This is a genomic window from Kitasatospora sp. NPDC004615, assembly GCF_042873545.1.
Taxonomy (GTDB): Bacteria; Actinomycetota; Actinomycetes; order Streptomycetales; family Streptomycetaceae; genus Kitasatospora.
Genome location: NZ_JBIALQ010000007.1, coordinates 413,530 through 439,457 on the forward strand (window position 1 = coordinate 413,530; position 25,928 = coordinate 439,457).

At 73.0% G+C, this 25,928-nt stretch carries 27 protein-coding genes and 1 pseudogene; 11 read left to right on the forward strand and 17 right to left on the reverse strand.

Features of this window, described 5'->3' with window-relative positions; translation table 11 throughout:
• The 3 genes and pseudogenes from ACFYS8_RS25665 to ACFYS8_RS25675 all read left to right on the forward strand — a co-directional run.
• A pseudogene (locus ACFYS8_RS25665) lies at positions 1-192 on the forward strand (LysR family transcriptional regulator); the annotation flags it as partial.
• 385 nt (positions 193-577) lie between these two features.
• Positions 578-1,723: an adenosine deaminase gene (locus tag ACFYS8_RS25670; protein WP_387644751.1), complete on the forward strand. Its 1,146-nt coding sequence runs from the start codon at positions 578-580 to the stop codon at positions 1,721-1,723.
• A gap of 189 nt (positions 1,724-1,912) precedes the next feature.
• Positions 1,913-2,398: a hypothetical protein gene (locus tag ACFYS8_RS25675; protein ID WP_387644753.1), complete on the forward strand. Its 486-nt coding sequence runs from the start codon at positions 1,913-1,915 to the stop codon at positions 2,396-2,398.
• Between the two features lie 76 nt (positions 2,399-2,474).
• Here the strand turns inward: ACFYS8_RS25675 and ACFYS8_RS25680 are convergent, their stop codons facing one another.
• On the reverse strand, positions 2,475-2,657 hold the full coding sequence (locus tag ACFYS8_RS25680) for a PspC domain-containing protein (protein ID WP_387644756.1): 183 nt from the start codon (positions 2,655-2,657) through the stop codon (positions 2,475-2,477).
• Between the two features lie 282 nt (positions 2,658-2,939).
• On the opposite strand from ACFYS8_RS25680, the gene ACFYS8_RS25685 reads away from it, so the two are divergent.
• Positions 2,940-3,728 (forward strand): hypothetical protein, encoded by a 789-nt coding sequence (locus ACFYS8_RS25685; RefSeq protein ID WP_387644758.1) that lies wholly within the window; start codon positions 2,940-2,942, stop codon positions 3,726-3,728.
• Positions 3,729-3,784: 56 nt separating this feature from the next.
• Here the strand turns inward: ACFYS8_RS25685 and ACFYS8_RS25690 are convergent, their stop codons facing one another.
• From ACFYS8_RS25690 to ACFYS8_RS25705, 4 genes are read right to left on the reverse strand one after another with little or no spacing between them, the layout of a single operon-like run.
• A complete protein-coding gene (locus ACFYS8_RS25690; RefSeq protein WP_387644760.1) occupies positions 3,785-4,363 on the reverse strand; it encodes a VanZ family protein in 579 nt (192 codons plus the stop codon).
• A gap of 49 nt (positions 4,364-4,412) precedes the next feature.
• Positions 4,413-4,745: a hypothetical protein gene (locus ACFYS8_RS25695; RefSeq protein ID WP_387644763.1), complete on the reverse strand. Its 333-nt coding sequence runs from the start codon at positions 4,743-4,745 to the stop codon at positions 4,413-4,415.
• The gene (locus ACFYS8_RS25700) at positions 4,742-6,265 is read right to left on the reverse strand and encodes an ATP-binding protein (RefSeq protein WP_387644766.1); all 1,524 of its coding nucleotides are present in this window, start codon (positions 6,263-6,265) and stop codon (positions 4,742-4,744) included. Before ACFYS8_RS25700 ends, ACFYS8_RS25695 begins: the two co-directional genes overlap by 4 nt.
• 28 nt (positions 6,266-6,293) lie before the next feature.
• A complete protein-coding gene (locus ACFYS8_RS25705) occupies positions 6,294-6,971 on the reverse strand; it encodes a response regulator (RefSeq protein ID WP_380487084.1) in 678 nt (225 codons plus the stop codon).
• Between the two features lie 284 nt (positions 6,972-7,255).
• Between ACFYS8_RS25705 and ACFYS8_RS25710 the strand changes: the two genes are divergently transcribed.
• Positions 7,256-8,062: a SigE family RNA polymerase sigma factor gene (locus tag ACFYS8_RS25710; RefSeq protein ID WP_387645009.1), complete on the forward strand. Its 807-nt coding sequence runs from the start codon at positions 7,256-7,258 to the stop codon at positions 8,060-8,062.
• A gap of 184 nt (positions 8,063-8,246) precedes the next feature.
• A complete protein-coding gene (locus tag ACFYS8_RS25715; protein WP_387644769.1) occupies positions 8,247-8,720 on the forward strand; it encodes a DUF6328 family protein in 474 nt (157 codons plus the stop codon).
• Positions 8,721-8,727: 7 nt separating this feature from the next.
• On the opposite strand, the gene pth is transcribed toward ACFYS8_RS25715, so the two are convergent.
• The 5 genes from pth to deoC form a co-directional block, all read right to left on the reverse strand.
• Positions 8,728-9,303, reverse strand: coding sequence for an aminoacyl-tRNA hydrolase (gene pth / locus ACFYS8_RS25720; RefSeq protein WP_387644772.1), 576 nt, complete (start codon positions 9,301-9,303; stop codon positions 8,728-8,730).
• An 11-nt stretch (positions 9,304-9,314) separates the two neighbouring features.
• Complete coding sequence (locus tag ACFYS8_RS25725; RefSeq protein WP_387644774.1) at positions 9,315-9,950, reverse strand: ATP-binding protein; 636 nt, start codon at positions 9,948-9,950, stop codon at positions 9,315-9,317.
• Positions 9,951-10,141: 191 nt separating this feature from the next.
• A complete protein-coding gene (locus ACFYS8_RS25730) occupies positions 10,142-11,044 on the reverse strand; it encodes an aldehyde dehydrogenase family protein (protein ID WP_387644776.1) in 903 nt (300 codons plus the stop codon).
• A complete protein-coding gene (locus ACFYS8_RS25735) occupies positions 11,037-12,527 on the reverse strand; it encodes an aldehyde dehydrogenase family protein (protein WP_387644778.1) in 1,491 nt (496 codons plus the stop codon). Before ACFYS8_RS25735 ends, ACFYS8_RS25730 begins: the two co-directional genes overlap by 8 nt.
• Positions 12,528-12,529: 2 nt before the next feature.
• A complete protein-coding gene (gene deoC, locus ACFYS8_RS25740; RefSeq protein ID WP_387645012.1) occupies positions 12,530-13,516 on the reverse strand; it encodes a deoxyribose-phosphate aldolase in 987 nt (328 codons plus the stop codon).
• Between the two features lie 269 nt (positions 13,517-13,785).
• Between deoC and ACFYS8_RS25745 the strand changes: the two genes are divergently transcribed.
• Entirely contained in the window at positions 13,786-14,397 is a 612-nt protein-coding gene (locus ACFYS8_RS25745; RefSeq protein WP_387644781.1) for a TetR family transcriptional regulator, read from the forward strand.
• A gap of 7 nt (positions 14,398-14,404) precedes the next feature.
• On the opposite strand, the gene metG is transcribed toward ACFYS8_RS25745, so the two are convergent.
• The 4 genes from metG to ACFYS8_RS25765 form a co-directional block, all read right to left on the reverse strand.
• Entirely contained in the window at positions 14,405-16,114 is a 1,710-nt protein-coding gene (gene metG / locus ACFYS8_RS25750) for a methionine--tRNA ligase (protein ID WP_387644783.1), read from the reverse strand.
• A 196-nt stretch (positions 16,115-16,310) separates the two neighbouring features.
• Positions 16,311-17,516 (reverse strand): mannosyltransferase family protein, encoded by a 1,206-nt coding sequence (locus ACFYS8_RS25755; RefSeq protein ID WP_387644784.1) that lies wholly within the window; start codon positions 17,514-17,516, stop codon positions 16,311-16,313.
• Positions 17,517-17,539: 23 nt separating this feature from the next.
• The gene (locus tag ACFYS8_RS25760) at positions 17,540-17,911 is read right to left on the reverse strand and encodes a hypothetical protein (RefSeq protein WP_387644787.1); all 372 of its coding nucleotides are present in this window, start codon (positions 17,909-17,911) and stop codon (positions 17,540-17,542) included.
• Positions 17,908-18,405 carry a SigE family RNA polymerase sigma factor gene (locus ACFYS8_RS25765; protein WP_387644789.1) on the reverse strand — a complete coding sequence of 166 codons (498 nt, stop codon included), beginning with the start codon at positions 18,403-18,405 and terminating at the stop codon, positions 17,908-17,910. Before ACFYS8_RS25765 ends, ACFYS8_RS25760 begins: the two co-directional genes overlap by 4 nt.
• A 141-nt stretch (positions 18,406-18,546) precedes the next feature.
• On the opposite strand from ACFYS8_RS25765, the gene ACFYS8_RS25770 reads away from it, so the two are divergent.
• From ACFYS8_RS25770 to ACFYS8_RS25780, 3 genes are all read left to right on the forward strand, one after another.
• Complete coding sequence (locus ACFYS8_RS25770; RefSeq protein WP_387644791.1) at positions 18,547-19,296, forward strand: ABC transporter ATP-binding protein; 750 nt, start codon at positions 18,547-18,549, stop codon at positions 19,294-19,296.
• Positions 19,293-20,036 carry an ABC transporter permease gene (locus ACFYS8_RS25775; RefSeq protein WP_387644793.1) on the forward strand — a complete coding sequence of 248 codons (744 nt, stop codon included), beginning with the start codon at positions 19,293-19,295 and terminating at the stop codon, positions 20,034-20,036. Before ACFYS8_RS25770 ends, ACFYS8_RS25775 begins: the two co-directional genes overlap by 4 nt.
• A 106-nt stretch (positions 20,037-20,142) precedes the next feature.
• Positions 20,143-20,805, forward strand: coding sequence for a PH domain-containing protein (locus ACFYS8_RS25780; protein WP_387644796.1), 663 nt, complete (start codon positions 20,143-20,145; stop codon positions 20,803-20,805).
• A 73-nt stretch (positions 20,806-20,878) separates the two neighbouring features.
• Here ACFYS8_RS25780 and ACFYS8_RS25785 read toward each other — a convergent pair whose 3' ends face one another.
• The 3 genes from ACFYS8_RS25785 to ACFYS8_RS25795 all read right to left on the reverse strand — a co-directional run bounded on the left by ACFYS8_RS25785 (position 20,879) and on the right by ACFYS8_RS25795 (position 24,173).
• Positions 20,879-22,573 carry a phospho-sugar mutase gene (locus tag ACFYS8_RS25785; protein WP_387644799.1) on the reverse strand — a complete coding sequence of 565 codons (1,695 nt, stop codon included), beginning with the start codon at positions 22,571-22,573 and terminating at the stop codon, positions 20,879-20,881.
• A gap of 154 nt (positions 22,574-22,727) precedes the next feature.
• Positions 22,728-23,558 carry a purine-nucleoside phosphorylase gene (locus ACFYS8_RS25790; protein WP_387644801.1) on the reverse strand — a complete coding sequence of 277 codons (831 nt, stop codon included), beginning with the start codon at positions 23,556-23,558 and terminating at the stop codon, positions 22,728-22,730.
• Between the two features lie 177 nt (positions 23,559-23,735).
• Complete coding sequence (locus ACFYS8_RS25795) at positions 23,736-24,173, reverse strand: gamma-glutamylcyclotransferase (RefSeq protein ID WP_387644804.1); 438 nt, start codon at positions 24,171-24,173, stop codon at positions 23,736-23,738.
• Between the two features lie 121 nt (positions 24,174-24,294).
• On the opposite strand from ACFYS8_RS25795, the gene ACFYS8_RS25800 reads away from it, so the two are divergent.
• Positions 24,295-25,749, forward strand: a complete 1,455-nt coding sequence (locus ACFYS8_RS25800; RefSeq protein ID WP_387644807.1) for an NAD(P)H-quinone dehydrogenase — start codon at positions 24,295-24,297, stop codon at positions 25,747-25,749.
• The last annotated feature ends 179 nt before the right edge of the window (positions 25,750-25,928 follow it).

Consider the following 25,928-nt stretch of genomic DNA (forward strand, 5'->3'; position numbering starts at 1 on the left):
GTGGTGGGTTCGCTTCGCGGGGAAGGGGCGGCGGGGGAAGGGCCGGGCGTCGTCGAGCTCGAAGTCGCCGCCGTGCGCACCCGCCGATTCCTCGGCCTGGCCTGGCATGCGACCCGCCCACTCACGCCGCCGGCGGCGGCGTTTCGGGACTTCGTGTTGTCGCGGCGGGGGAGCATTCTGGCGCACGACTGAGCGAGAGCTCCGCTTCGCGGGGAGGTGGGGGGAGCCCCTTGGCCGGGCCCGGCGCGCAGCGCGCCCGTTCACGCCTCCGGCGGTGGCGCTCCGGGACTTCGTGATGCCGTGTCGGGGAGCATCCTCGCGGTGGGTCCGCTTCGCGGGGAAGGGCGGCCGGCGAGGGGGCCGGGCGCCGTCGAGCTCGAAGTCACCGCCCCCCGCACCCGCCGAGCCATCGGCCTCGCCTGGCACGCGACCCGCCCGTTCACACCGTCGGGTTGTGGCGCTCCGGGGCGCCTCGTGCTGTCGCCGCCGGGCCGGGGTGTCCTGCGGCTTGGCGGAGGCCCCGAGTGCGGCGTGGGTCGTGTAGGCGATCTACGCGCGTAGGGGCTATGCTCCGGCAATGGAGAAGCAGACCACTCTCGCGGGCACCACGGTCCCGCGTGTTCCCACGGCGGAGCAGATCGTCCGGGCGCCGAAGGTGCTGTTGCACGACCACCTGGACGGCGGGTTGCGGCCGGAGACGGTTGTCGAGTTGGCGGCCGACTGCGGGTACGAAGGGCTGCCGACCACGGACCCGGAGGCGCTGGGGGTGTGGTTCCGGGAGGCGGCGGATTCGGGGTCGCTGGAGCGGTACCTGGAGACGTTCGCGCACACCTGTGCGGTGATGCAGACCCGGGAGGCGTTGATCCGGGTGGCCGCCGACTGTGCGGAGGACCTGGCGGCGGACGGCGTGGTGTACGCCGAGGTGCGGTACGCGCCGGAGCAGCACCTGGAGGCGGGGCTGACGCTGGACGAGGTGGTGGAGGCCGTCAACGAGGGCTTCCGGCTGGGTGAGGCGAATGCCCGGGCGCGCGGGCACCGGATCCGGGTCGGGACGCTGTTGACCGCGATGCGGCACGCGGCCCGTTCGCTGGAGATCGCCGAGCTGGCGAACCGTCACCGGGACCGTGGCGTGGTCGGGTTCGACATCGCGGGTGCGGAGGCCGGTCACCCGCCGACCCGGCACCAGGCCGCGTTCGACTACCTCAAGGGCGAGAACAACCACTTCACGATCCACGCCGGCGAGGCTTTCGGGCTGCCGTCGATCTGGGAGGCGGTGCAGTGCTGCGGCGCGGACCGGCTCGGTCACGGTGTGCGGATCGTCGACGACATCACGGTCGGCGAGGACGGCCGGGTGGAGCTCGGACGGCTGGCGGCGTACGTGCGTGACCGGCGGGTGCCGCTGGAGATGTGCCCGACGTCGAACCTGCAGACCGGTGCGGCGGAGTCGTACGCCGAGCACCCGATCGGGCTGCTGGCGCGGCTGAAGTTCCGGGTCACCGTCAACACCGACAACCGGCTGATGAGCGGCACCAGCATGAGCCGCGAGTTCGAGCACCTGGTGGACGCGTTCGGTTACACGCTGGGCGACCTGGAGTGGTTCACCGTCAACGCGATGAAGTCGGCGTTCCTGCCGTTCGACGAGCGGCTGGCGATGATCGGTGACGTGATCAAGCCGGGGTACGCGGAGCTGAAGGCCGAGTGGCTGTTCGGTCCGCGGGACTGACGAGCCGGCACGTGGTCAACGTCCATGGAGATGGTCGGACTTATCACTCGGGGGAGTGGTCGGCTTTGAACCGGGCGCGTCGCTCTCACTACGGTGAGCCGGTCACTGCTGACTCGGCGTGACGGTCGCGCCCTGAATCCCCCGGGCCCGCGACCCCGCACCGACCCGACCAGGACTGAGGACGCACACATGAAGCAGGCCACTCTGAAGGCCGCCGGCACCGCCGTGCTCGGCGTTGTCGCCGCCGCCGTTGCCGCGGGCACCGCCTCGGCCGCGCCGGTCGCCCCCGGCGGCCTCGGACTGCCGACCGGCGCGCTCACCAACCCGGCCGTGACCGGCGCCGCCACCGGGGCCGTGAGCAAGCTGCCCGGCGCCGACCAGCTCGGCACCGTCACCGGCGCGCTCAACCCGGCCGCCGGTACCCCGGTCCAGGCCGCCGACCAGGCGACCGAGCAGACCGGGCAGGTCGCCGAGCAGGTCGGCCCGGCCGGCGTCGACGGCCAGCAGACTGCCGCGCCCGAGGCCGCCCACCGGATCGGCGGCCTGGACTCCGTCCCCGGCGGCCAGGGCCTGGCCAAGACCCCGGTCGGTGGCGTCATCGGCACGCTGACCAGCCTCTCCCCGACCGGTGGCGGCGCCCCCGGCCTGCCGGCCCTGCCCGGCGTGGGTGGCTGACACACCGCCGGATCCGGACACGGCCGAGGGGCCGCCCCGCGGGGCGGCCCCTTCGTCATGGGCGGTGGCGGGCGGGTCACGGCTCCTGGGGGAGCAGCAGCCACAGCGCCAGGTAGATCAGGAACTGCGGGCCCGGCAGCAGGCAGGACGCCAGGAAGATGACCCGGACCGTCCACGCGGTGAGCCCGAAGCGCTGGGCGATGCCGGCGCAGACGCCGCCGAGGATGCGGTGCTGACGGGGACGGGCGAGGACGCTCATCTTCTCCTCCGGGGGAGTGCTCCCGGGTCGGGCGGTCCGACCGGGCTGACTCCATCGTCCCGCCGCGACCTGCGGTTTTCCGTCCGCCGAGATGCGGATTCGGACCCGGAGACGCTCCCCGCCCGGGGTGATCCCGGCCTCGGGGTCGACTCCGGGACGGACCCCGAGATCAAGGCGGGCCGCGCCCCGTCCGAACCTCCGGAAACGGTGGTGCCGGGCCCCGGGCGGCTGGAAGACTCGCGGCACCGGGATCACCGGGGAACGAAGCGAGGGGCGAGAGCGATGCGGGCGAAACAGTGGCCGACCACGGCGGTACTGGTCGGGCTGGTCGTGCTGGGGCTGGCCGGGGTGGTCTCGGTGGCGGCCTGCGAACCGGACCGCGCCGGCGGGGACGACGCGGCGTCCGTGGCGGGGGCGGGCGGCGGCCTGGAGGACCTGACGCCCGAGCAGGTCCTGGAGAAGGCCCGGCAGGCGGGCGCGGAGCTGACCTCGCTGCGCGGGACGATCCGGCAGCAGCGGAAGGCCGGGACGCTCGAGTACTCGCTCTCCGTCACCCGGGACGGCGACTGCACCGGGACGGTGTCCGAGGACGGCGTCGAGGCGGAGGTGCGGCGGCACGGCGGAACGGTGTGGGTGAAACCTTCCGCCTCCATGTTCCAGGCCGCGCTGCCGGACGCCGGGCCCGCACTGGCCGACAAGTGGCTGACCGGCACCGGCGAGCTCGGCAAGTCCTACGCCGGGTACTGCGACCTGGTGTTCCGGCTGGCGACCGGCGACGGACCGCTGAAGGCCGTCGGGGAGTGGACCAAGACCGGCGTCCGGCCGGTGAGCGGCACCCGGGCGGTGTTCCTCGGCTTCCGCTCCGGCGAGGGCGGCCCGCACGGCTCGTCCGGCACGGTGGCGATCGCCGCCGAGGGCCAGCCGTACCTGCTGTCGGCGAACGAGACCGGCGACAGCGCCACCGCGATCCGGTTCGACGCTTTTGGCAAGCCGGTGGAGGTCACCCCGCCGTCCGCCGACGAGACCGCCGACGCGAGCGGCCACCGGATTGTCCTCGACGGAAACCGCTGAGCGGACCGCAGGCGCCGCCGGGCAGTGACACCGGCGCGTCCGGGGGTACGGCGCGCTCAGCGGCGCGGTGCCACCGGGGAGCCGAGGACCGGGAGGGCCGGGGCGGGTCGCGGATGCGGCTGGGTCCGGCCCTTCGGGCTTTCCTGGCGCGGTGCCACGGCGCGGGGCGCGGTCGGGCGGCGCAGGGCGCGGGCGCGGATCGGGGGAATCAGGAGCAGGTGGGCGGCGGCCGCGCCGAGGGTGCCGAGCAGGATGTTGTCGACGTTGAGGACGTGGCCGGGGGCCCAGCCCGCCAGGATCTCCAGGCCGGTGGCGAGGAGCGCGACGGCGCCGGTGGTGCGGAGGAAGGAGAGCAGCCAGCCGCGCCGGGGGGTGCCGACGGCGAGCGGGAGGAGGACACCGACGGGGGCCAGCGGGAGGGTGCCGGAGGCGAGGGCGCCGAGGAAGGTGTGGGCGGCGAGCGCCTGGTGCACGGTGGCGAACGGGGTGAGGTTGGACGGGCCGGTCCAGGGTGCGGTGATCGGGCGGACGGCCAGCCAGCCGAGTGCCAGCAGGTGGAGGGTCAGTAGCAGCCGGGCTGCCGTCCGCTGCCGGTACGGCGCCGTCGTGTGATCGGTTCGCGCATTGGTGTGCACATTCCGGGGGACGCGCGCCGTACCGGAGGTGGTTCCGCCGGACGAGTGATCAGGGGCAGTGGCTCGCTGACGGCGCGCCGAACACCCCGGGCGCCGACACCGCCGGTGACGCCGGGGCCGACGCCGTGGCCGACGGCGTCGGCACGGCCTTGGCGGGCGGCTTCCCGGACGCGCCGGGCGCGGTCGGCAGGGCAGCCGGAGGCGTGGCGGTCGGGCTCGCCGCCGGGGCGACCGGCATCAGCACCGGCGTGGGGCAGGCGGTGCGGCTGGCGGGCGCGCCGGCGTCGACCGGCACCGCGGTGGGGCGGATGCCGCAGCCGGTGAGCAGGGCCGTCGAGCCGGCCAGCAGGGCGACGGCGCGGATGCGGCGGCGGGTGGTCATCGGGCCTCTTCCGGGCCGGGGGCGGGCGGTTGGGTGAGCGGCAGGGTGAGGGTGAACACGGCACCGCCCTCCGGGTGGTTGGCGGCGGTGATGGTGCCGCCGTGGATGCGGGCGTTGGCCTCGGCGATGGACAGGCCCAGGCCGCTGCCCTCGGAGCGGGCCCGGCCCTTGTCGGCCTTGTAGAAGCGGTCGAACACGTGCGGCAGCACGTCCTCGGGGATACCGGGGCCGCCGTCGGAGACCGACACCACCACCGTGTGGGTGTCGTCGTCCTGCCGGACCTTCACCTTCACCGGGGAGCCGCCGTGCTTGAGCGCGTTGCCGATCAGGTTGGCGAACACCACGTCCAGACGGCGCGGGTCGACCACCGCCAGGATGCCGCGCGGGGCGTCCAGTTCGACCGCGTCGTACCAGGCCCGGCCGTCGATGCAGGACATGATCAGGTCGGCCATGTCGACCTCGTCGGCGACCAGCTTGGCGGTGCCCGCGTCGAACCGGGTCACCTCCATCAGGTTCTCCACCAGGTCGGACAGCCGCCGGGTCTCGGAGACCACGAGCCGCACCGCGGGCTCGATCATCGGGTCGAGCGAGTCGGCCTCGTCCTCCAGGATGTCGGTGACGGCGGTCATCGCGGTCAGCGGGGTGCGCAGCTCGTGCGACATGTCGGCGACGAACCGCCGGGACTGCGCCTCGCGCGCGCTCAGCTCCGCGACCTGCTCCGACAGCGACTCCGCGGTGCGGTTGAACGTCCGCGCCAGATCGGCGAGTTCGTCGTTGCCCTCGACGTCGAGCCGGGTGTCGAGCTTGCCCTCGCCGAGCTGCCGGGCGGCGTCGCCGAGCCGGCGCACCGGCCGCAGCACCGTCGCCGAGGCGCCCTGCGCGAGCAGCGCGGAGCCGACCAGCGCCAGCAGGGTGGCGAACGCCAGCGACCAGCCCAGAGTGTTCAGGTCGGCGCGCTCGTTCTGCAGCGACTTGAACATGTAGGCGGTCGGCCCGCCCGGCGCCACCTTCGTCCCGCCGACCACGTACGGCCCGGCCAGGTTCACCCGCTGCCAGTACAGGTGGTACTCGTACGGGTTGCCCGGGCCGATCTCGCGCGGCTTGTTGACGGCGGTGACCAGCGCCGCCGGCACCTGCTTGACGGTGAAGGCGATCGGGTCGGACGAGGCGGTGCAGTCCGGCTGCGAGTCGTCGACCACCACCACGTCGTACGCCAGGCCGGAACTCGCCACCTGCACCGCCAGCGAGGCCAGGTCCTGGCAGGTCGGGTGCAGCGGCAGGTCGGAGACGTTGCGGGTCAGCGAGCCCCGGAAGTCGTTCAGCGAGGCGTTCTGGGCACGCCGGAGCACCGCGTCGCGGTTCAGCCAGTAGGCGATGCCGGACGCGGACACCGCGGTGATCAGCGCGACCGCGGCGAACACCGCGATCAGCCGGACCCGCAGCGAACTGAGCCGGAGCGAACCGAACCACCGCCAGGACAGCGGACGGGCACGGCGCGGCGCGGACTGATCGTCGGTCAAGAAGAGCTCACCAGGCAGAAGGAAGAGGTCACGCGGGCGGGTCCAGACGGTAGCCGACCCCGCGGACGGTACGGATCAGCGTCGGCGCGGACGGCACGTCCTCGACCTTCGCCCGCAGCCGCTGCACGCACGCGTCCACCAGACGGGAGTCGCCCAGGTAGTCGTGCTCCCACACCAGCCGCAGCAGCTGCTGCCGGGACAGCGCCTGCCCCGGGCGGCGGCTCAGCTCCAGCAGCAGCCGCAGCTCGGTCGGGGTCAGCTGGAGGTCCTGGCCGTCCTTGGTGACGGTCATCGCCGACCGGTCGATCACCAGGCCGCCGTACGCCGCCGAGTCCGAGCTCTCCCGCTCACCGCGCCGCAACACGGCGCGGATCCGGGCGTCCAGCACCCGCGGCTGCACCGGCTTCACCACGTAATCGTCGGCGCCGGACTCCAGCCCGACCACCACGTCGATGTCGTCGGAGCGCGCCGTCAACAGGATGATCGGCAGCTGGTCGGTACGGCGGATCCGCCGGCACACCTCGAAACCGTCGATGCCCGGCAGCATCACGTCGAGCACGATCAGATCCGGACGCTGCTCCTTGAACAGGCGCAGACCGTCCTCGCCGGACGCGGCGGTCGCGACCCGGTGACCCTGGCGGGTGAGGGCGAGTTCGAGGCCGGTGCGAATGGCGTCGTCGTCCTCGATCAGAAGCAGGAAAGACACGGAGGTCATTGTGTCCCACCCTGACCCGGGAAACACCCACCCGGGTGATCCTCACGCACCCGGGAACCGGACCGGCCCGCTCCGGCGTCAGCCATCTCGGAGCCGGCGAATGCCTTGAACCGGCCGCCCTTGTGACAGCCCTGTGACAGTCGACAGACACCTCCATGACGAGCGACCGGCAGGATTTTCCTTGTCGCCGCAACAAACGCACCAGGCCCGGCCCGGTGCGGCGGCGAGCAAGGAACCGCTCGTACCGACCATGGGGGTGCCCGATGACCGCAACGCTGACGACCCGAAACGCCGGGCCGCGTGCAGCCGTGCTGGGCACCAACCGGCCGCGTCACGAGGAGGAGAAGTCCGGCGCCGTCCTCGTACGGGGATGCGCACACAGCGCCGGAACCCGCCGCCCGGTTGTGGGGACCAGGAGCGGGGACACCACCCACGGCCGGGCAGGGAACCCGGCCGCGGGACGGACGCTGCGGCTCGCGCCGCAGACCTTCCGTGGGGAGCAGGCCGACCAGGGAGGCGCGCAGGGGGAGCACCCGGCCGCCGCGAAGGACGAGGCACGCGACGTCGCCGAGTTCACCGCGTACGTGCGCGAGCGCCGCGCCTCCCTGTACGCCACCGCCTACCACCTCACCGGCGACCGCTACGAGGCCGAGGACCTGCTGCAGTCCGCGCTGTTCTCGACCTACCGGGCCTGGGGCCGGATCACCGACAAGGCCGCGGTCGGCGGCTACCTCCGCCGCACCATGACCAACCTGCACATCTCCGCCTGGCGCCGCCGCAAGGTCAACGAGTACCCGACCGAGGAACTCCCCGAGCACGCCGGCGACACCGACGCCATGGGCGGCACCGAACTGCGCACCGTGCTCTGGCAGGCGCTCGCCAAGCTGCCCGAGAACCAGCGCACCATGCTGGTGCTGCGCTACTACGAGGGCCGGACCGACCCGGAGATCGCCGACATCCTCAACATCAGCGTCGGCACCGTGAAGAGCTCCATCTGGCGCGCGCTGCGCCGGATGCGCGACGACGAGCAGCTCAACCGCTCGGGCGACACCGTGCACGCCTTCGGCGAGCTGGTCGCCTGACCACAGAAACTCCCGTGGGGGACGGGGTGGTGGGGGAAGGTGCCGGACGACGGCGGACCGCTCGGGGGAGCGGGCCGTCGGGGGCCGTCCGGCACCACAGACGAAGGCGGGCCCCGGTGCGGGGGAGAACGCACCGGGGCCCGCCTCCGTCGTCTCCCGGACCGGCTGCCGCCACAATGAGCGGATGGACGACCCTGTCGCGGAGACCCCGCAGGCCCGCGCCGACCGGCGGCTGGTCGAGATGCTCCAGGAACTGCGGGTGCTGCAGACCGGTGTGCAGATCGTCTTCGCGTTCCTGCTCGGTGTCGCCTTCACCCCGCGGTTCGCCGAACTCGACGACGTCCGGCAGGACCTGTACGTCGTCGTGCTGCTGCTGTCGGTGGTCGCCGCCGCCGTGCTCGCCACGCCGGTCGCCCTGCACCGCGGCCTGGCCCACCATCCCGACCGGCGGCGGATCGTCAAGGTCTCCGCCCGGATCGCCCAGGTCGGCCTGGTCCTGCTGGCGATGGCACTCAGCGGCGCCGTCCTGCTGGTCCTCGCCGTGGTCCTCGGCTTCCCGGCGGCCGTCCCGATCACCGCGGTGATCGCGCTGGTCTTCGCCGGCCTCTGGTTCTTCCTGCCCTGGCTGGTCCGCCGCGGCGTGCCCGACGAGGTCTGAGGCCCGGTCAGCGCGCGTCGGTGGTGTGCAGCACGTCCTGGGCGCGGTTCAGGCCGCGCAGCACGAACGCCGCCACGGCGTCCGCGCAGCGGTCCAGCAGCTCCGGCATGCGTTCCCGCTCGGCGTCGGAGAACCGCTGCACCACCCACTCGTCGACCCGGGTGCCCTTCGGCGGCCGGCCCACGCCCACCCGTAGCCGCGCGTAGTCGGCGGTGCCCAGCGCCCGGTGCACCGAGCGGGCGCCGTTGTGGCCGCCCGGGCCGCCGCCGCGCTTCAGCCGGGCCGTGCCGAACGGGAAGTCCAGGTCGTCCTGCACCACCAACAGCCGCTCCACCGGCACCTGGTGGCGACGCAGCAGCGCCGCGACCGGACGCCCCGACAGGTTGATCGACCACTGCGGCTCGGCCAACAGCACGGTGCGCCCGTCGAGTTCGAACGAGGCGGTGCGGGTGGTCAGTCCGCGCCAGCGGGCACCGTGGCGCCCGGCCAGCCGGTCGGCCACCAGGAAGCCCGCGTTGTGCCGCGTCCCCGCGTACCGGCGGGTCGGATTGCCCAGCCCCGCCACCAGCCAGCGCTCGCCCATGCCCGCGCGCCTCAGACCAGCTCGGCGGGCAACTGCCGCGCCACCGCCGCGATCCGGCGGCCGGCCTCGACGCCCGAGCAGGCGTAGGAGCCCAGTTCGACCTGGCGGGCGACGATGCCGCGCTCGGAGCGCATCAGCCGCAGGCCGCGGCGCAGCAGGTAGGGGATCGACTTGCGGCCCTCCCGGACGTCCCGGCGGAAGCGCCGCCAGGCCGTGGTGGCGGGCTTGTTGCGCAGGCACAGGGCGTCGCCGAGCAGGCCTTCCGCCTCGCAGCGGCGGACCAGTTCGGCCGCGAAGATGCCCTCGGCGACGAACGCCGCGGCGCCGTCCAGTTCGAGTACGCGGTGGCCGGAGCGGCCGTTCGCCGGGATCGAGTACGTCGGCACGTCGGCCTGCCCCTCGAACGCCAGCCTGCGGATCGCGTCCAGCGCCTGCTCGCGGTGCCAGGAGTCCGGCGAGTCCCAGTCCGGCCCACCGCCGTCCGGCAGTTGCGGCAGCGTCGGGTCGTCGCCGTCCTTGTAGAAGTCGTCGAGCTGCAGCACCGGCAGCCCGCTGCGCTCGGCCAGGCAGGACTTCCCCGACCCCGAAGGGCCCGACAGCAGGATGACGCGGGATATCGGGCGGCGGTTCAGCGGGGAGTCACTCACGAGATACCAGTCTGGGGCATCCGAGGGGCTGGTCGTAACCCGCCGTTCGGCCCCGATTCGGGTGGGAGGGCATGAGGACGGGCCCGCACCAGGGGGGGAGAAGTGCGGGCCCGTCGCGGCCGCCCGGGCCCCCGGGGGGGTAGGGGCGCAGAGGGCGGCCGGTCTGTGTGGAGTTGGCCGGTCGGGCCGGGCTAGATGCCCATCGGGTGCCAGACCGTCTTCGTCTCCAGGAAGGAGAGCAGTCGCCCGGTGCCGGGGTTGACCGTCCAGTCCACGGCGGACGGGTCGGCGGCCGGTCGGACCACTCGCTTCAATGTATCGGCCGCCGACGCCTCCAGGGCGGCCGCCGCGCCGGGGCCGTCCTGGTCGATCGCGCCGGCCAGGTCGAGGGCGTTGACGTCCTGGTGGGAGGCCAGCGTCGGGGCGATGTCCGCGGTTCGGCCGGAGATCAGGTTGACCACGCCGCCCGGGACGTCGGAGGTGGCGAGTACCTCGCCCAGCGACAGGGCGGGCAGCGGGGCCTGCTCGGCGGCCGCCACCACCACGGTGTTGCCGGTGGCGATCGCCGGGGCGATCACCGACACCAGGCCGAGCAGCGAGAAGCCGTGACCGGTGCGCGGGGCGACCACGCCGACCACGCCGGTCGGCTCCGGGGTGGACAGGTTGAAGAACGGCCCGGCCACCGGGTTGGCGTTGCCCGCGATCTGCGCGACCTTGTCGGTCCAGCCCGCGTACCAGACCCAGCGGTCGATCGCCGCGTCCACCAGCGCCGCCGCCTTCTTGGCGCCCAGCCCCTCGGCGGCGGCCACCTCGGCGGTGAACTGCTCGCGGCGGCCCTGCAGCATCTCGGCGACCCGGTACAGCACCTGGCCGCGGTTGTACGCGGTGGTGCCCGACCAGCCCTTCACGGCCGCGCGGGCGGCCAGCACGGCGTCCCGGGTGTCCTTGCGGGTGCCCAGCGGGGCGTTGGCCAGCCACTGGTCCTTTGCGTCAGTCACTTCGTACACCCGGCCGCTCTCCGAGCGCGGGAACTTCCCGCCGACGTACAGCTTGTAGGTCTTGAAGACGTCAATTCGCGCTGTGGTCTCAGACATCGAGGTAGGCCTCCAGACCGTGCCGGCCACCCTCGCGGCCGTAACCGGACTCCTTGTACCCGCCGAACGGCGAGGTCGGGTCGAACTTGTTGAAGGTGTTCGCCCACACCACGCCCGCCCGGAGCCGGTTCGCCATCCACAGGATGCGCGAGCCCTTCTCCGTCCAGATGCCTGCGGACAGCCCGTACGGGGTGTTGTTGGCCTTCTCCACCGCCTCGGCGGGAGTGCGGAAGGTCAGCACCGACAGCACCGGGCCGAAGATCTCCTCGCGGGCGATCCGGTGGGCCTGCGAGACGCCGGTGAACAGGGTGGGGCGGAACCAGTAGCCCGCGCCCGGGAGTTCGCACTCCGGTGCCCAGCGCTCGGCGCCCTCCTGCTCGCCGGCGGCGGCCAGCTCGGTGATCCGGGCCAGCTGCGCGGCCGAGTTGATCGCGCCGATGTCGGTGTTCTTGTCCAGCGGGTCGCCGACCCGCAGGGTGCCCATCCGGCGCTTCAGCGCGTCCAGCAGCTCGTCCTGGATCGACTCCTGCACCAGCAGGCGGCTGCCCGCGCAGCACACGTGGCCCTGGTTGAAGAAGATGCCGTTGACAATGCCCTCGACGGCCTGGTCCAGCGGCGCGTCGTCGAACACGATGTTCGCGGCCTTGCCGCCGAGCTCCAGCGAGAGCTTCTTGCGGGTGCCGGCGATCTGCTTGGCGATCGCCCGGCCGACCGGGGTGGAGCCGGTGAAGGCGACCTTGTCGACGTCCGGGTGCGCGGTCAGCGCGGCGCCGGTGCGGCCGTCACCGGTGACGATGTTCACCACACCGTCCGGCAGGCCCGCCTGGCGGCAGATCTCGGCGAACCGCAGAGCGGTCAGCGGGGTGGTCTCGGCGGGCTTCAGCACCACGGTGTTGCCGGTGGCCAGCGCCGGGGCGACCTTCCACGCCAGCATCAGCAGCGGGAAGTTCCACGGGATCACCTGGCCGGCGACACCCAGCGGACGCGGGTTCTGGCCGAAGCCGGCGAAGTCCAGCTTGTCGGCCCAGCCCGCGTAGTAGAAGAAGTGCGCGGCGACCAGCGGGAGGTCGACGTCGCGGGTCTCGCGGATCGGCTTGCCGTTGTCGATCGACTCCAGGACGGCCAGCTCACGGCTGCGCTCCTGGATGATCCGGGCGATCCGGAACAGGTACTTGGCGCGCTCGCTGCCCGGCAGCGACGACCAGTCGGCGAACGCCTTGCGGGCGGCGGCCACCGCGCGGTCCACGTCCTCCTCGGTGCCCTGCGCGAACTCCGCCAGCACCTGCTCGGTCGCCGGGTTGACGGTCTTCAGCGCCTCCGAGCCGGAGGAGTCGACGAACCGGCCGCCGATGAAGTGGCCGTAGGACGTCGCGATCTCGCCCGCGGCGGCGGGGGATTCGGGCGCGGGTGCGTATTCGAACAGGCCGGAGGGCTTCGCGGGCTGTGCGGTCTTCTCCGCGGTCTTCTTGTCGGTCTTCGCCATGGTCAGTCCACCGTCACGTAGTCGGGACCGGAGTACCGGCCGGTGCGCAGCTTCTGGCGCTGCATCAGCAGGTCGTTCAGCAGGCTGGACGCGCCGAACCGGAACCAGTGCGGGCTCAGCCAGTCGTCGCCCAGCGTCTCGTTCACCATCACCAGGTACTTCATCGCGTCCTTGGTGGTGCGGATGCCGCCGGCCGGCTTCACACCGACCTGGGTGCCGGTGGCCGCGCGGAAGTCCCGCACCGCCTCCAGCATCAGCAGCGTCACCGGGGGAGTCGCGTTGACCGCAACCTTGCCGGTGGACGTCTTGATGAAGTCCGCACCCGCGATCATCGCCAGCCAGGACGCGCGGCGGACGTTGTCGTACGTCTGCAGCTCGCCGGTCTCGAAGATCACCTTCAGGTGGGCGGAGCTGCCGTCGGGACGCTTGCACGCCTCCTTGACGGCGCGGATCTCCTCGAAGACCTCCAGGTAACGGCCGGAGAGGAAGGCACCCCGGTCGATCACCATGTCGATCTCGTCGGCGCCCGCGGCGACCGCCTCCGCGGTGTCCGCCAGCTTCACCGGCATCCCCGCCCGGCCGGACGGGAACGCGGTGGCCACCGACGCCACCTGGATGCCGCTGCCGCGTAGCGCGGACTTCGCGGTTTCGACCATGTCCGGATACACGCAGATCGCCGCGACCTGCGGGGTGCTGCGATCGGTCGGGTCCGGGCGCAGGCCCTTCGCGCACAGCGAGCGGACCTTGCCGACCGTGTCCGCGCCCTCCAGCGTGGTCAGGTCGATCATCGAGATGGCGAGATCGATGGCGAAGGCCTTGGCGGTGGTCTTGATCGACCGGGTGCCGAGAGTCGCTGCGCGCGCCTCCAGGCCCACCTGGTCGACCCCGGGCAGGCCGTGCAGGAAACGGCGCAAGGTGGCCTCGGACGCCGCGACGTCCGCGAGGCCGCCGCCCGTGGCGCCGGGGGCGTTGGCTGCAAGAGTGGACATAGTCACCAGAGCAGCATATCTACGCGCGTAGGGGGACGGTAGGTGGGGCGGGGAATCAACCAGGGGCCCGGGGAACGGCGGGGCCGGGCTGCTGGTGGTCGGAGACAGCGGTTGGTCGTGACTGCGGAGGGTCAAAGACGGGGACCAGAAACCTCGGGACCTTTCGCGCCCTGTTGATCATCCGCAGACATGCCCTCGCCGTTCCCCGAGCCCCTGTCGGGGCTCCCGCCGTTCCCCGGGCCCCTGGATTCGCACTCCCGAGCCCCTGAATGCCCGCCCGGCACAATGTGAGGGTGAGCGAAGCGAAGGCAAGGGGCCGACGGCCCGGGGGTGAGGACACTCGGGGGGTCGTGCTGGTGGCGGCGCGGGCCGAATTCGCGGCGCGGGGGTACCAGAAGGCGAGCATGCGGGCGATCGCGCGGGCGGCGGGGGTGGATGCGGCGTTGCTGCACCACTATTTCGGGAGCAAGGACCGGCTGTTCATGGCCGCGCTGGAGTTCCCGTTCGAACCGCAGGTGGTGGTCGCGGAGGTGTTCGGGGGGGATCCGGCGACGGTGGGGGAGCGGGTGGCGGGGTTCGTGCTGGGGTTGTGGGAGCAGCCTGCGGTGCGGGACCGGTTGCTCGCGCTGGTGCGGACGGCGGCGGCCAGCGAGGAGGTGGCGGCGCTGATGCGGTCCTTCATGGTGACCGAGCTGGTCGACCGGGTGGCGGCCCAGTTGGACGTCGAGCAGCCGGAGTTGCGGGTGGAGCTGGTGATGTCGCAGATCGTCGGGCTGGCGGTGGCCCGGTACGTGATCGGGGTGGAGCCGCTGGCCTCGGCACCCCCGGAGGTGCTGGCCCCGTTGCTGGGCCGCACCGTCCAGGGGTACCTGACGGGCTGAGGGGAGGTCAGGCCTCGCCGCCGCCGAAGCGCTCGGTCCAGGTGGCCAGGTCCTCGTCGGTGATCTTGGCGAACAGGACCGGCGGGACGGTGAAGCCGGTGCCGGCCGGGACCAGCGAGAGCGAGCGGGCCTCGTCGGCGCTGATCCAGGTGCGGGTGTCGCCGTCCAGCGCGAAGGACTCGCGGATCGTCTTGGCCGCCGTCGGGATGAACGGCTCGGAGACCACCGAGTAGAGGTGGATCAGGTTGATCGCGGTGCGCAGGGTGCGGGCCGCGGCCTCCGGGTCGGTCTTGATCTGCGTCCAGGGGGCCGTCACGTCGAGGTAGGCGTTGCCGGCCGACCAGAGCGCGCGCAGCGCCTGCGCGGCCTTGCGGAAGTTGAGCGCGTCGAGCTGGGTCTCGTACTCGGCGAGCAGGTCGGCGATCTGCGCGCCGAGGGCCGTCTCGGTCTCGCTGTTCTCCGCGCCGGCCGGGACGTCGTCGCCGAAGCGCTTGCGGCTGAAGGACAGCACGCGGTTGACGAAGTTGCCGAGGGTGTCGGCGAGGTCCTTGTTGACGGTGGCGGCGAACAGGTCCCAGGTGAAGCTGGAGTCGTCGGACTCCGGGGCGTTCGCCATCAGGTAGTAGCGCCAGTAGTCGGCGGGGAGCAGTTCGAGCGCGACGTCGGTGAAGATGCCGAGCTTCTGGCTGGTGGAGAACTTGCCGCCGTAGTAGGTCAGCCAGTTGAAGGCCTTGACGTAGTCGACCTTCTTCCACGGCTGGCGCGAGCCGAGGATGGTGGCGGGGAACATCACCGTGTGGAACGGGACGTTGTCCTTGGCCATGAACTCGGTGTAGCGGACGGTGTCGTCGGCCTCGTACCACCAGGAGCGCCAGTCGCCGCCGGTCGTGTCGGCCCACTCCTTGGTGGCGCCGATGTACTCGATCGGGGCGTCGAACCAGACGTAGAAGACCTTGCCCTCGGCGGCCAGCTCCGGCCAGACGTCGGCGGGGACGGGGACGCCCCATTCGAGGTCACGGGTGATGGCGCGGTCCTGCAGGCCCTCGGTGAGCCACTTGCGGGCGATCGAGGAGGCGAGCACCGGCCAGCTGTCGCCGTGCTCGGCGATCCAGGCCTCGACCTCGTCGGTCAGCTTGGACTGGAGCAGGAACAGGTGCTTGGTCTCCCGGACCTCCAGCTCGGCGCTGCCGCTGATCGCCGAACGGGGGTTCAGCAGGTCGGTCGGGTCGAGGACGCGGGTGCAGTTCTCGCACTGGTCGCCGCGGGCCTTGTCGTAGCCGCAGTGCGGGCAGGTGCCGACGATGTAGCGGTCGGGCAGGAAGCGGCCGTCGGCGATCGAGTAGACCTGGCGGATCGCCCGCTCCTCGATGAAGCCGTTGGCGTGCAGCTCGCGGGCGATCTCCTGGGTGATCTCCCGGTTCTGCGGCGAGGACGAGCGGCCGAACCAGTCGAAGGACAGCTGGAAGCCGTCGTAGATGGCCTTCTGCTGGTCGTGCGCCCGGGCGCAGAACTCGGCGACCGGCAGCCCGGCCTCCTGGGCGGCCAGTTCGGCCGGGGTGCCGTGCTCGTCGGTGGCGCAGATGTACAGCACCTCGTGGCCGCGCTGGCGCAGGTAGCGGGAGTACACGTCCGCCGGGAGCATCGACCCGACCATGTTGCCCAGGTGCTTGATCCCGTTGATGTAGGGAAGCGCGCTGGTGATCAACTGCCGAGTCATCCTGAGGAACTCCGATGCTCTCCGGCGGGCACGTGGCGGTGCCCGCGAGCGGGTGTCGAGGGCCGGTTCCGCGGCGCGTTCTCAGCAGCCGCCCGGCCGCCGCAATCGTACCGAACCGGCCCGCTGCTGCCGTACCGCTTATCGGCGGGCTGTCAAGCCCCGCGGCGGGATCCGTCTGACGGGGTGTCAGTGGCGGTCAGATGGCGTACGGCCAGGCGGTGACCATGTAGGCGCCGTACCAGCAGCCGAACAGCGCGGCGCCGCCCAGGACGGCCACCCGGGTGGAGCGGCGGGCCCGGGCGAGGGCGCCGGCGACGGGCAGCAGGAAGATCAGCGCGGGGGCCAGCAGGCGCGGCTTGCAGTGGTAGTAGTTGCTCTGCGCCAGCGTCAGCACCACCACCGTCGCGCCGTAGACCAGCAGCGGCGGCCAGGTGGTGCGGCGGACGGTCAGGGCGGTGGCCAGCAGGTGGGCGATCACCAGGACGGCTATCGAGACCGGGACCCAGCCCTCGCCGGTCTGCAGGGTGCGGACCAGGAACTCCCACAGCGAGGAACCCCAGTCCCACTGGGTGTTCCAGCCGGCCCGCTGGACGGTGAACCAGGCGTCGGCGCTGCCCAGCCGGTCGGCGACCCACCACAGGTACAGCGGGGTACTGGTGCAGGCCAGCGCGGTGGCGGCCAGCGGGCGGCCGAGCACCCGGCGCTCGCGGTACATCTCCAGCAGGACGGCGACGCCGAGCGCGGCGATCACGGCGATACCGGCCGGGCGGGTCAGCCCGGCGAGGAAGGCGAACGCGCCGGCGGTGAGCCAGGCCCGGCGGTGCGCGGCGAGCAGCGTGGCGGCGGCGGTGGCCAGCAGCAGCGACTCGCTGTACGACATGAAGAACACCAGGGACATCGGCTGCGCCGCCGCCAGCAGCACCAGCACGACGGTGGCGGTGCGCCGGGTGTACAGCCGGCTGATCAGCTGGTGGATCAGCACCAGGGCGGCGAGCAGCGCCAGCTGGGCGGCGACGATGCCGGAGACGGCCCAGCTCAGGCCGGTCACCGCGTGCACGATGCGGACCAGCATCGGGAACAGCGGGAAGAACGCCAGGTTGTTGCCGGTCAGCTCGCCCTTGGGGGTGTACGTGTAGCTGTCCGGGTAGCCGTCGGTGGCTATCTCCAGGAAGTGCCGCCCGTCCCAGGAGGTCAGCCGGTCGGTCAGCGTGGTGCCGGGCCGGGTGATCATCAGGGCCAGCAGCGTCAGGTGCAGCGCCAGCGCGCCGGCGTACACCGCGACGGCCGGGCCGGCGGTGTGCCACAGCCGGGCCAGCGGGTCCGGGCGGGGCGGGTCGTCCGCCCGGCGCGGGCCCGGCACGGCGGGTATCGGCGGGTGGTCGGTCAGCGGGGTGCTGGGCATCGGGGGTCCTGGTCGGTCGGGGTTCACGGCTGGGCCGGGGTGTTGCTGGGCACGGGCGGCGGGGGCGGCGTGGTCAGGGAGGCGCTCGGCCCCTGCGGGCCGGACGGGCCAAGTGTGGCGGAGGCGCTCGGGCCGGGGACGGCGGACGGGGTCGGCGTGGTGAGCGACGGGGCGTCGGCCGGGCCGACCGTGCGGGACGGGCGGCCGGGGGTGAGCGTGACGCCCACGGCGATCGCCAGGCAGGCGGTGACGGTGACGGTCGCGCCGACCCGGACCCGGCGGCGCCGGCGGCCGAGGGCGGCGATCCGCGGTGCGGGCGGGGCGGCGGTGCGGGCGGAGGCGGCGTCGGCGGCCGTCCGCAGCGCGCCGGCCAGGCGCGCGTCGATGGACGTCATCGGAGGTTCTCCTCGGCCTCGGAGGGGGTGTCGAGGTGCTGGGCGAGGGCGGCCCGGGCCCGGGACAGGTGGGCCTTGACGGTGCCCGGGGCCATGCCGGTCTCGGCGGCGATCTGGTCCAGCGGCAGGTCGCAGACGTAGTAGAGGGCGGCGCACAGGCGCTGGCGTTCGGACAGGCGGCGCAGCGCGGCGGTCAGGTCGACGGAGGCCGGGTCCGGGCCGTCCACGTCGGCGGGTCGGCCGTGCCGCCGCCAGGCCCGGGCGGCGGTGCGGGTCCGCCGCCAGCGGCTGATCGCCAGGCGGCCCGCGACGGTGCGCACCCAGGCTTCGGGGGCGTGGTCGCGGTCAAGCGTACGGCGGTGGCCCCAGGCGCGGACGAAGGCCTCCTGGACCACGTCCTGCGCCTCGTGCAGGTCGCCGGTGACGACGTACAGCTGGCCGGTGAGCCGGCGGACCGAGTGGCTGTAGAACTCGGTGAACTCCTCCTCGGTCATCGGTCGGCTCCTCGGCAGATTTCGGTTGCTTACCTGTCGCTACGAACGGCGGGACGCTCCGGTTGACGTGGGTGACGCAGCTCACTGCGGCGGGTGTCCGCGGCCTTGACGGGTCCGGCGCGGCGGCGCAGAATTCATCGCATGATGAATTCTGCGGCGGGGCCGGCCGACGACCCCGCGATCCGGATCACCGGACTCGTCGTCCGGCGCGGCGGCACCACCGTGCTGCCCGGCCTCGACCTCGACGTCCCCCGCGGCACCGTCACCGGCCTGCTCGGACCCAGCGGCTGCGGCAAGACCACCCTGCTGCGCGCCGTCGTCGGCGTACAGCGCACCGACGCCGGCACCGTCACCGTGCTCGGCCGCCCCGCCGGCAGCGCCGCCCTGCGCGACCGGGTCGGCTACGTCACCCAGGCCCCGTCCGTCTACGGCGACCTGACCGTCGACGAGAACCTCGACTACTTCGCCGCCATTCTGGGCGCCCCGCGCACCGACCCCGACCGGGTCATCGAACTGGTCGGCCTGGACGCCCACCGCCGCACCCCCGTCGCCCGGCTCTCCGGCGGCCAGCGCGCCCGCGTCTCGCTCGCCGCCGCACTGCTCGGCCACCCCGAACTGCTCGTGCTGGACGAACCCACCGTCGGCCTCGACCCCGTCCTGCGCCACGACCTCTGGCAACTGTTCGCCACCCTCGCCCGAGGCGGCGCCACCCTGCTGGTCTCCAGCCACGTGATGGACGAAGCCACCCGCTGCGACCGCCTGCTGCTGATGCGCGACGGCCGACTGCTCGCCCACGACACCCCCGCCGCGCTGCTCGCCGCCACCGGCGCGGCCGACGTGGAGAGCGCCTTCCTCACCCTCGTGCAGCAGCCGCAGGAGACCGTCCGATGAGCGCCGCCACCCGCCGCACCCTGGCCACCGCCCGCCGCGTCCTCGCCCAACTGCGCCACGACCCGCGCACCATCGCCATGCTGCTGGCCGTCCCCTGCCTGCTGCTGGTGCTGCTCAAGTACATGTACGACCGGCAGCCCGGCACCTTCGACCGGATCGGGCCCGAACTGCTCGGCGTCTTCCCGCTGATGGTGATGTTCCTGGTCACCTCGGTGGCCATGCTCCGGGAACGCACCACCGGCACCCTGGAACGCCTGCTCACCATGCCGCTCGGCAAGCTCGACCTGCTGCTCGGCTACGCCCTCGCCTTCGGCCTGGTCGCCCTGGTGCAGGCCGCCGTCGCCTCCGCCCTCACCATCGGCCTGCTCGGCCTGCACGTGGCCGGCCCGACCTGGCTGCTGTTCGCCGTCGCCCTCGCCGACGGACTGCTCGGCATGGCCCTCGGCCTGCTGGTCTCCGCGTTCGCCGCCACCGAGTTCCAGGCCGTCCAGTTCCTGCCCGCCGTCCTGCTGCCCCAACTGCTGCTCTGCGGACTGTTCGTCCCCCGCGACGACATGGCCCCCGCGCTGCGGGCGATCTCCGACGTCCTCCCGCTCTCCTACGCGGTCGACGCGATGGGCCGGATCACCACCCGCGGCGGCCTCGACGGCCCCGTGCTCGCCGACCTCGCGGTCGTCGCCGGCAGCGCACTGCTCGCACTCGCCCTCGGCGCGGCCACCCTGCGCCGCCGCACCGCCTGAACACCCCAGGTCTGAACGCCCCAGGTCACGGGACGGATCATTCGTAACCGTCCCGTGCCCCCGCCACCATTGGGGACGGCCGTGCCCCTGGGGCAGAATCGACGCCATGACCGAATCCGACCGGACACCCGACCAGGGGTCCGCCGCCAACGGGCCCAAGTACGCCGACCGCGTCTACCGCTCCGTTCCCGGCGTCATCGCGGGCGTCATGCTGCTCGGAGTCGCCGCCTGGCTGATCGGCGACGCGATCGTCTCCGGCACCGGCGCCACCCCGTGGGTCGCACTCGCCGCCGCGCCCGTCTTCTGCTTCCCGGTGGCCGCCTACACCCTGCGGCCCATCGTGAAGGCGAACGACCAGCGACTGCTGGTCCGCAACCCGCTGCGCACCGTCGTCGCGCCGTGGGCCAGCGTGGAGGGCCTGAAGGCCGGCTACTCGGTCGAACTCTTCGCCGGCGGACGCAAGTTCCAGATCTGGGCGGTCCCCGTCTCGCTGCGCCAGCGCAAGAAGGCCAACCGCCGCGCCGCCAAGGCCGTGGCCGCGGGCGACCCGCACCTGCCCGCCACCGGCAAGAAGTCGCAGCGCCACGACCAGCTCGACCCCACCCGAGCCTGGTCCGACGCCGTCGTCACCTCCCTCCAGGAACAGGCCGACCGCCACGCCACCAACCCCGCCGCCACCGGCGAGGTCCAGGCCACCTGGTGCTGGTGGGTCATCGCCCCCACCCTCGCGGGGCTGGTTGCCCTGATCTCCGTCATCGCGGCGACCTGAGCCGCCCGGCAGACAGCAGCAGGGCCCCGGGGTTCTCCCTGGGGCCCTGCTGCTTTGCGAAGTCGACGGACGGTCAGACGAGGCCGGCGGCGGTCGCCAGGTCCTGCTTGATGGTGGTCAGCAGGGCGTGGGCCTGTTCGCGGGTGGCCGGGAGGACGTCGTGGGTGGCGACCGGGAGGACGACCTCCAGGTAGCACTTGAGCTTGGGCTCGGTGCCGGAGGGGCGGACCACGATGCGGGCCGAGGTGACGGTGGGGCCGCTGAGGTAGTAGCGGAGGCCGTCGGTGGGCGGCAGGTCGGGGGTGCCGGCGGTGAGGTCGTCGGCGTGGGTGACGGTGAGGCCGGCCAGTTCGACGGGGGGCTTGTCGCGGAGGGTGCGCATGGCGTCGGTGATGACGGTGAGGTCGTCGACGCGGACCGAGAGCTGGTCGGTGGCGTGCAGGCCGTGGGCGAGGGCCAGGTCGTCGAGCAGGTCGGTGAGGGTGCGGCCGTCGCGCTTCAGGCCGGCGGCGAGTTCGGCGATCTGGAGGGCGGCGGTGATGCCGTCCTTGTCGCGGACGCCGTCGGGGTCGACGCAGTAGCCGAGGGCCTCCTCGTAGCCGTAGCGGATGCCCTCGGCGCGGGAGATCCACTTGAAGCCGGTGAGGGTCTCCGCGTAGCCGAGGCCGGCCGCGGCGGCGATCTTGCCGAGCAGGGTGGAGGAGACGATGGTGGTGGCGAAGACGCCGCTCGCGCCCTTGGCGGCGAGGGCCGCGCCGAGCAGCGCGCCGACCTCGTCGCCGCGCAGCATCCGCCAGTCGCCGTCGTGGGTGGGGACGGCGACGGCGCAGCGGTCGGCGTCCGGGTCGTTGGCGATGACCAGGTCGGGGCGGGCCGCGCGGGCGGTGGCGAAGGCCAGGTCCATCGCGCCGGGCTCTTCCGGGTTGGGGAAGGCGACGGTGGGGAAGTCCGGGTCGGGCTCGGCCTGTTCGGCGACCACGGTGGGTGCCGGGAAGCCGGCCCGCTCGAACGCGGCGAGCAGCACGTCGCGGCCGACGCCGTGCAGCGGGGTGTAGACGGTGGAGAGCTCGCGCGGGCCGTCGGCCTCCAGGACGGAGGCGGCACGGTCGAGGTAGGCGTCCAGGACGTCCTCGCCGAGGACCTCCCAGCCTTCGGTGGCGCGCGGCACGGAGGCGAGCGCGCCGAGCGCGTCGATCTCGGCGGCGATGTCGGCGTCGGCGGGCGGGACGATCTGCGAGCCGTCGCCCAGGTAGACCTTGTAGCCGTTGTCCTGCGGCGGGTTGTGGCTGGCGGTGACGACGACGCCGGCCGCCGCGCCCAGGTGCCGGATGGCGTACGCGAGGACGGGGGTGGGCAGCGGCCGGGGCAGCACGGCGGCGCGCAGGCCGGCGCCGACGACGGCGGCGGTGTCGAGGGCGAAGTCGTGCGACTTGTGGCGGGCGTCGTAGCCGATCACGATCAGGTCGCCGAGCGCGGGGTTGGCGCGGACGTACGCGGCGAGGCCGGCGGCGGCGCGGATGACCACGGCGCGGTTCATCCGCATCGGGCCGGCGCCGAGTTCGCCGCGCAGGCCGGCGGTGCCGAACTGGAGGCGCCCGTCGAAGCGTTCGGCCAGCCGCGACCAGGCGATCCGCTCCCCGGACTCGGCGCCCGGGCCCTCGGCGGCGGCCAGCAGCGCGGCCAGCTCCTCGCGGGTCTGCGGGTCGGGGTCCTCGGCCAGCCAGGCCCGGGCCCGGTCGAGGAGGTCGGTGGTGGGTGCCTTCGGCATGCGGCCCGCTCCCTGTACGTGGGTGGAAGGAGTGTCAGTGCTGCGGCGAACGGAGCGACGGCGGCCACCGAACCCGTCGGTGGCCGCCGTCGTCCTGCGCCGATTCTCGGTCAGAGGTGCTGCGTCGCCCGGGAGTCGCCTCCCGGGCGGGGTGTCAGATGCGCTCCAGGACCTTCGCCAGCAGGGCGCCCATCCGCTCGGCGGAGGCCTTGCCGGCCTCCAGCACCTCGGCGTGGTTGAGCGGCTCGCCGGTGATGCCCGCGGCCAGGTTGGTGACCAGCGAGATACCGAGCACCTCGGCGCCGGCCTCGCGGGCGGCGATGGCCTCCAGGGTGGTGGACATGCCGACCAGTTCGCCGCCGAGCACCCGGGCCATGTTGACCTCGGCCGGGGTCTCGTAGTGCGGGCCGCGGAACTGCACGTACACGGCCTCGTCCAGCGACGGGTCGACCTCGAGGCACAGGGCGCGCAGGCGCTTGGAGTACAGGTCGGTGAGGTCGACGAAGTTGGCGCCGACGATCGGGGAGTCCGCGGTCAGGTTGATGTGGTCGCTGATCAGCACCGGCTGGCCGGGCGTCCAGCCGTGGCGCAGGCCGCCGCAGCCGTTGGTCAGCACGATGGTCTTGCAGCCCGCCGCGGCGGCGGTGCGCACGCCGTGCACCACGGTGGCCACGCCGTGGCCCTCGTAGTAGTGGTTGCGGCCGAGGAAGACCAGCGCGCGGCGGTCGCCCTCGCCGGGCATCCGGACCGAGCGGACGGTGCCCGCGTGGCCGGCCACCGCGGGGGCGGGGAAGCCGGGCAGCTCGGTGACCGGGAATTCGGAGAGCGTCTCACCGAGGGCGTCGGCGGCCGGCACCCAGCCGGAGCCCATCACCAGGGCGACGTCGTGGCGTTCGGCGCCGGTGAGTTCGCGCAGCCGGTCGGCGGCTTCCCGGGCGGCGGCGTAGGGGTCGGCGGAGACGACCGTCTGAGGAGATGCGTTCACAAGGTCGAGGATAGGTCAAATCTGCCTACGCGCGTAGACAACTGGGCCGAGCCATGCCGGATCGTTACCCGGAATGTACGGAACGCCGCCATTCGTCCCCGCCGGCCCGGCCGGACTACGCCCGAACTCCCGTCCGGCGCAAGCGCGGAGACGGCGTCAGTAAGCGCGGAGACGTCTTCAGCAGGGGCGGCGGCGGAGGTCCAGCACGTAGTCGTCGGGGGCGCCGGCGCTCTCCGCGGCGTCCGCGATCAGACCGAGGTAGCGGGCCGCGGGCAGGCCGCCCTCGTAGTCGTTCAGCACGTACGTCCACACCGCGACCTCACCGTCCAGGGTCTGCGCGCGCAGCTTCACCTTGCGGTAGATGCCGAGCTGCACGCCCTCCCAGCGGTCCAGGCCTTCTTCGTCCATCGGGGCGATGTCGTAGAGCGTGACGAAGACCTGCTCCTTCTCGTCCTCCACCACGGTGGCAAGCGAGCCCTCCCAGCCCAGCTGCTCGCCGCCGAAGGTCAGCCGCCAGCCGGGCAGCCAGCCGGAGCCGCGCAGCGGGGAGTGCGGCGCGCGCCGGCTCATCTGCCGGGCGTCGAGGTTGGTGGCGTAGGCGGCATAGAGCGACATGACCGCCAGCCTACGGGAGCGGCCCGCCCGCGCAGGTCCGTCCGCAGCCTCGGCCCTATCTTCGGGAGCAAGGGTCAACAGCAACGGCCCCGGCGTGGAATCCGTTCCGGCGTGCGGGACAATGGAGCACGTGACTCGGATCGTGATCATCGGTGGCGGACCAGGCGGATACGAGGCGGCCCTCGTGGCAGCCCAGCTCGGCGCGGAGGTGACCGTCGTCGATCGCGACGGTCTGGGCGGATCGGCGGTGCTGACGGACTGCGTGCCGTCCAAGACGCTGATCGCCACCGCCGAGGTGATGACTACCTTCGACAGCTCGTACGAGGAACTCGGCATCCTGGTCGCGGACGGCACGCCGGACGCCGCCGACCCGGCCCGGGTGGTCGGGGTGGACCTCGGCAAGGTGAACCGACGGGTGAAGCGGCTGGCGATCGCCCAGTCGCACGACATCACCCAGGCCGTCACCCGGGCCGGCGTCACCGTGCTGCGCGGCCGCGGCCGGCTCGGCAGCGGCGGGCAGGCCATCGACGGCTCCCGCGAGGTGCTGGTCGACCACGCCGACGGCAGCGTCGAGTCGCTGCGGGCCGACGCGGTGCTGATCGCCACCGGCGTGCGCCCGCGCGAACTCCCAGACGCCCAGCCGGACGGCGAGCGGATCCTGGCCTGGACGCAGGTGTACGACCTGGAGGAGCTGCCGCGCGAGCTGATCGTGGTCGGCTCCGGCGTTACCGGCGCCGAGTTCGCCGGTGCCTACCAGGCGCTCGGCTCCAGCGTCACGCTGGTCTCCTCGCGCGACCGGGTGCTGCCCGGCGAGGACCCGGACGCCGCCGAGGTGCTGGAGGACGTCTTCCGCCGCCGCGGCATGAACGTGATGGGCCGTTCGCGTGCCGAGAGCGTCAAGCGGATCGGCGACCGGGTCGAGGTCACGCTGGCCGACGGCAAGGTGATCACCGGCACGCACTGTCTGATGGCGGTCGGCTCCATCCCCAACACCGCCGACCTCGGCCTGGAGGAGGCCGGCGTCGCGGTCAACGACTGGGGCCAGATCAAGGTGGACCGGGTCTCCCGCACCTCCGCCCCCGGCGTGTACGCGGCCGGCGACTGCACCGGCGTCTTCATGCTGGCCTCGGTGGCCGCCATGCAGGGCCGGATCGCCATGTACCACGCGCTCGGTGACGCGGTGCAGCCGCTGAACCTGAAGACCGTGGCGTCCAACGTGTTCACCGACCCGGAGATCGCCACCGTCGGCTACACCCACGCCGACGTGTCCTGCGGAAAGATGGACGCGGTCGAGATCAAGCTCCCGCTGCGCGGCAACCCGCGGGCCAAGATGCAGGGCATCCGGGACGGCTTCGTGAAGCTGTTCGCCCGCCCCGGCACCGGCATCGTGGTCGGCGGTGTGGTGGTCGCGCCGCGCGCCTCCGAGCTGATCCACTCCATCTCGCTGGCCGTGGACAACAACCTGACGGTCGAGCAGGTGGCCAACACCTTCACCGTCTACCCGTCGCTGTCCGGCTCCACCGCCGAGGCGGCGCGTCAGCTGCACATTCGCAAGCGCGAAGGCGCCGCTTCCTGACGTTCCACCGGCTCGTTCGGGCCGAGCCGGGCGCACGCCGCCCGGCTCACCCGCCCGGCGGAGCGCGCATTGTACGGTCGTGCGCCGCTCTCAGGTGAGCAAATCCAGTTACCAGGTGCAAACGCCTGAAAGCAGACGGTCACTCGGGTTACCGTCGGTTCTGTGTTTGCTGCAGAACG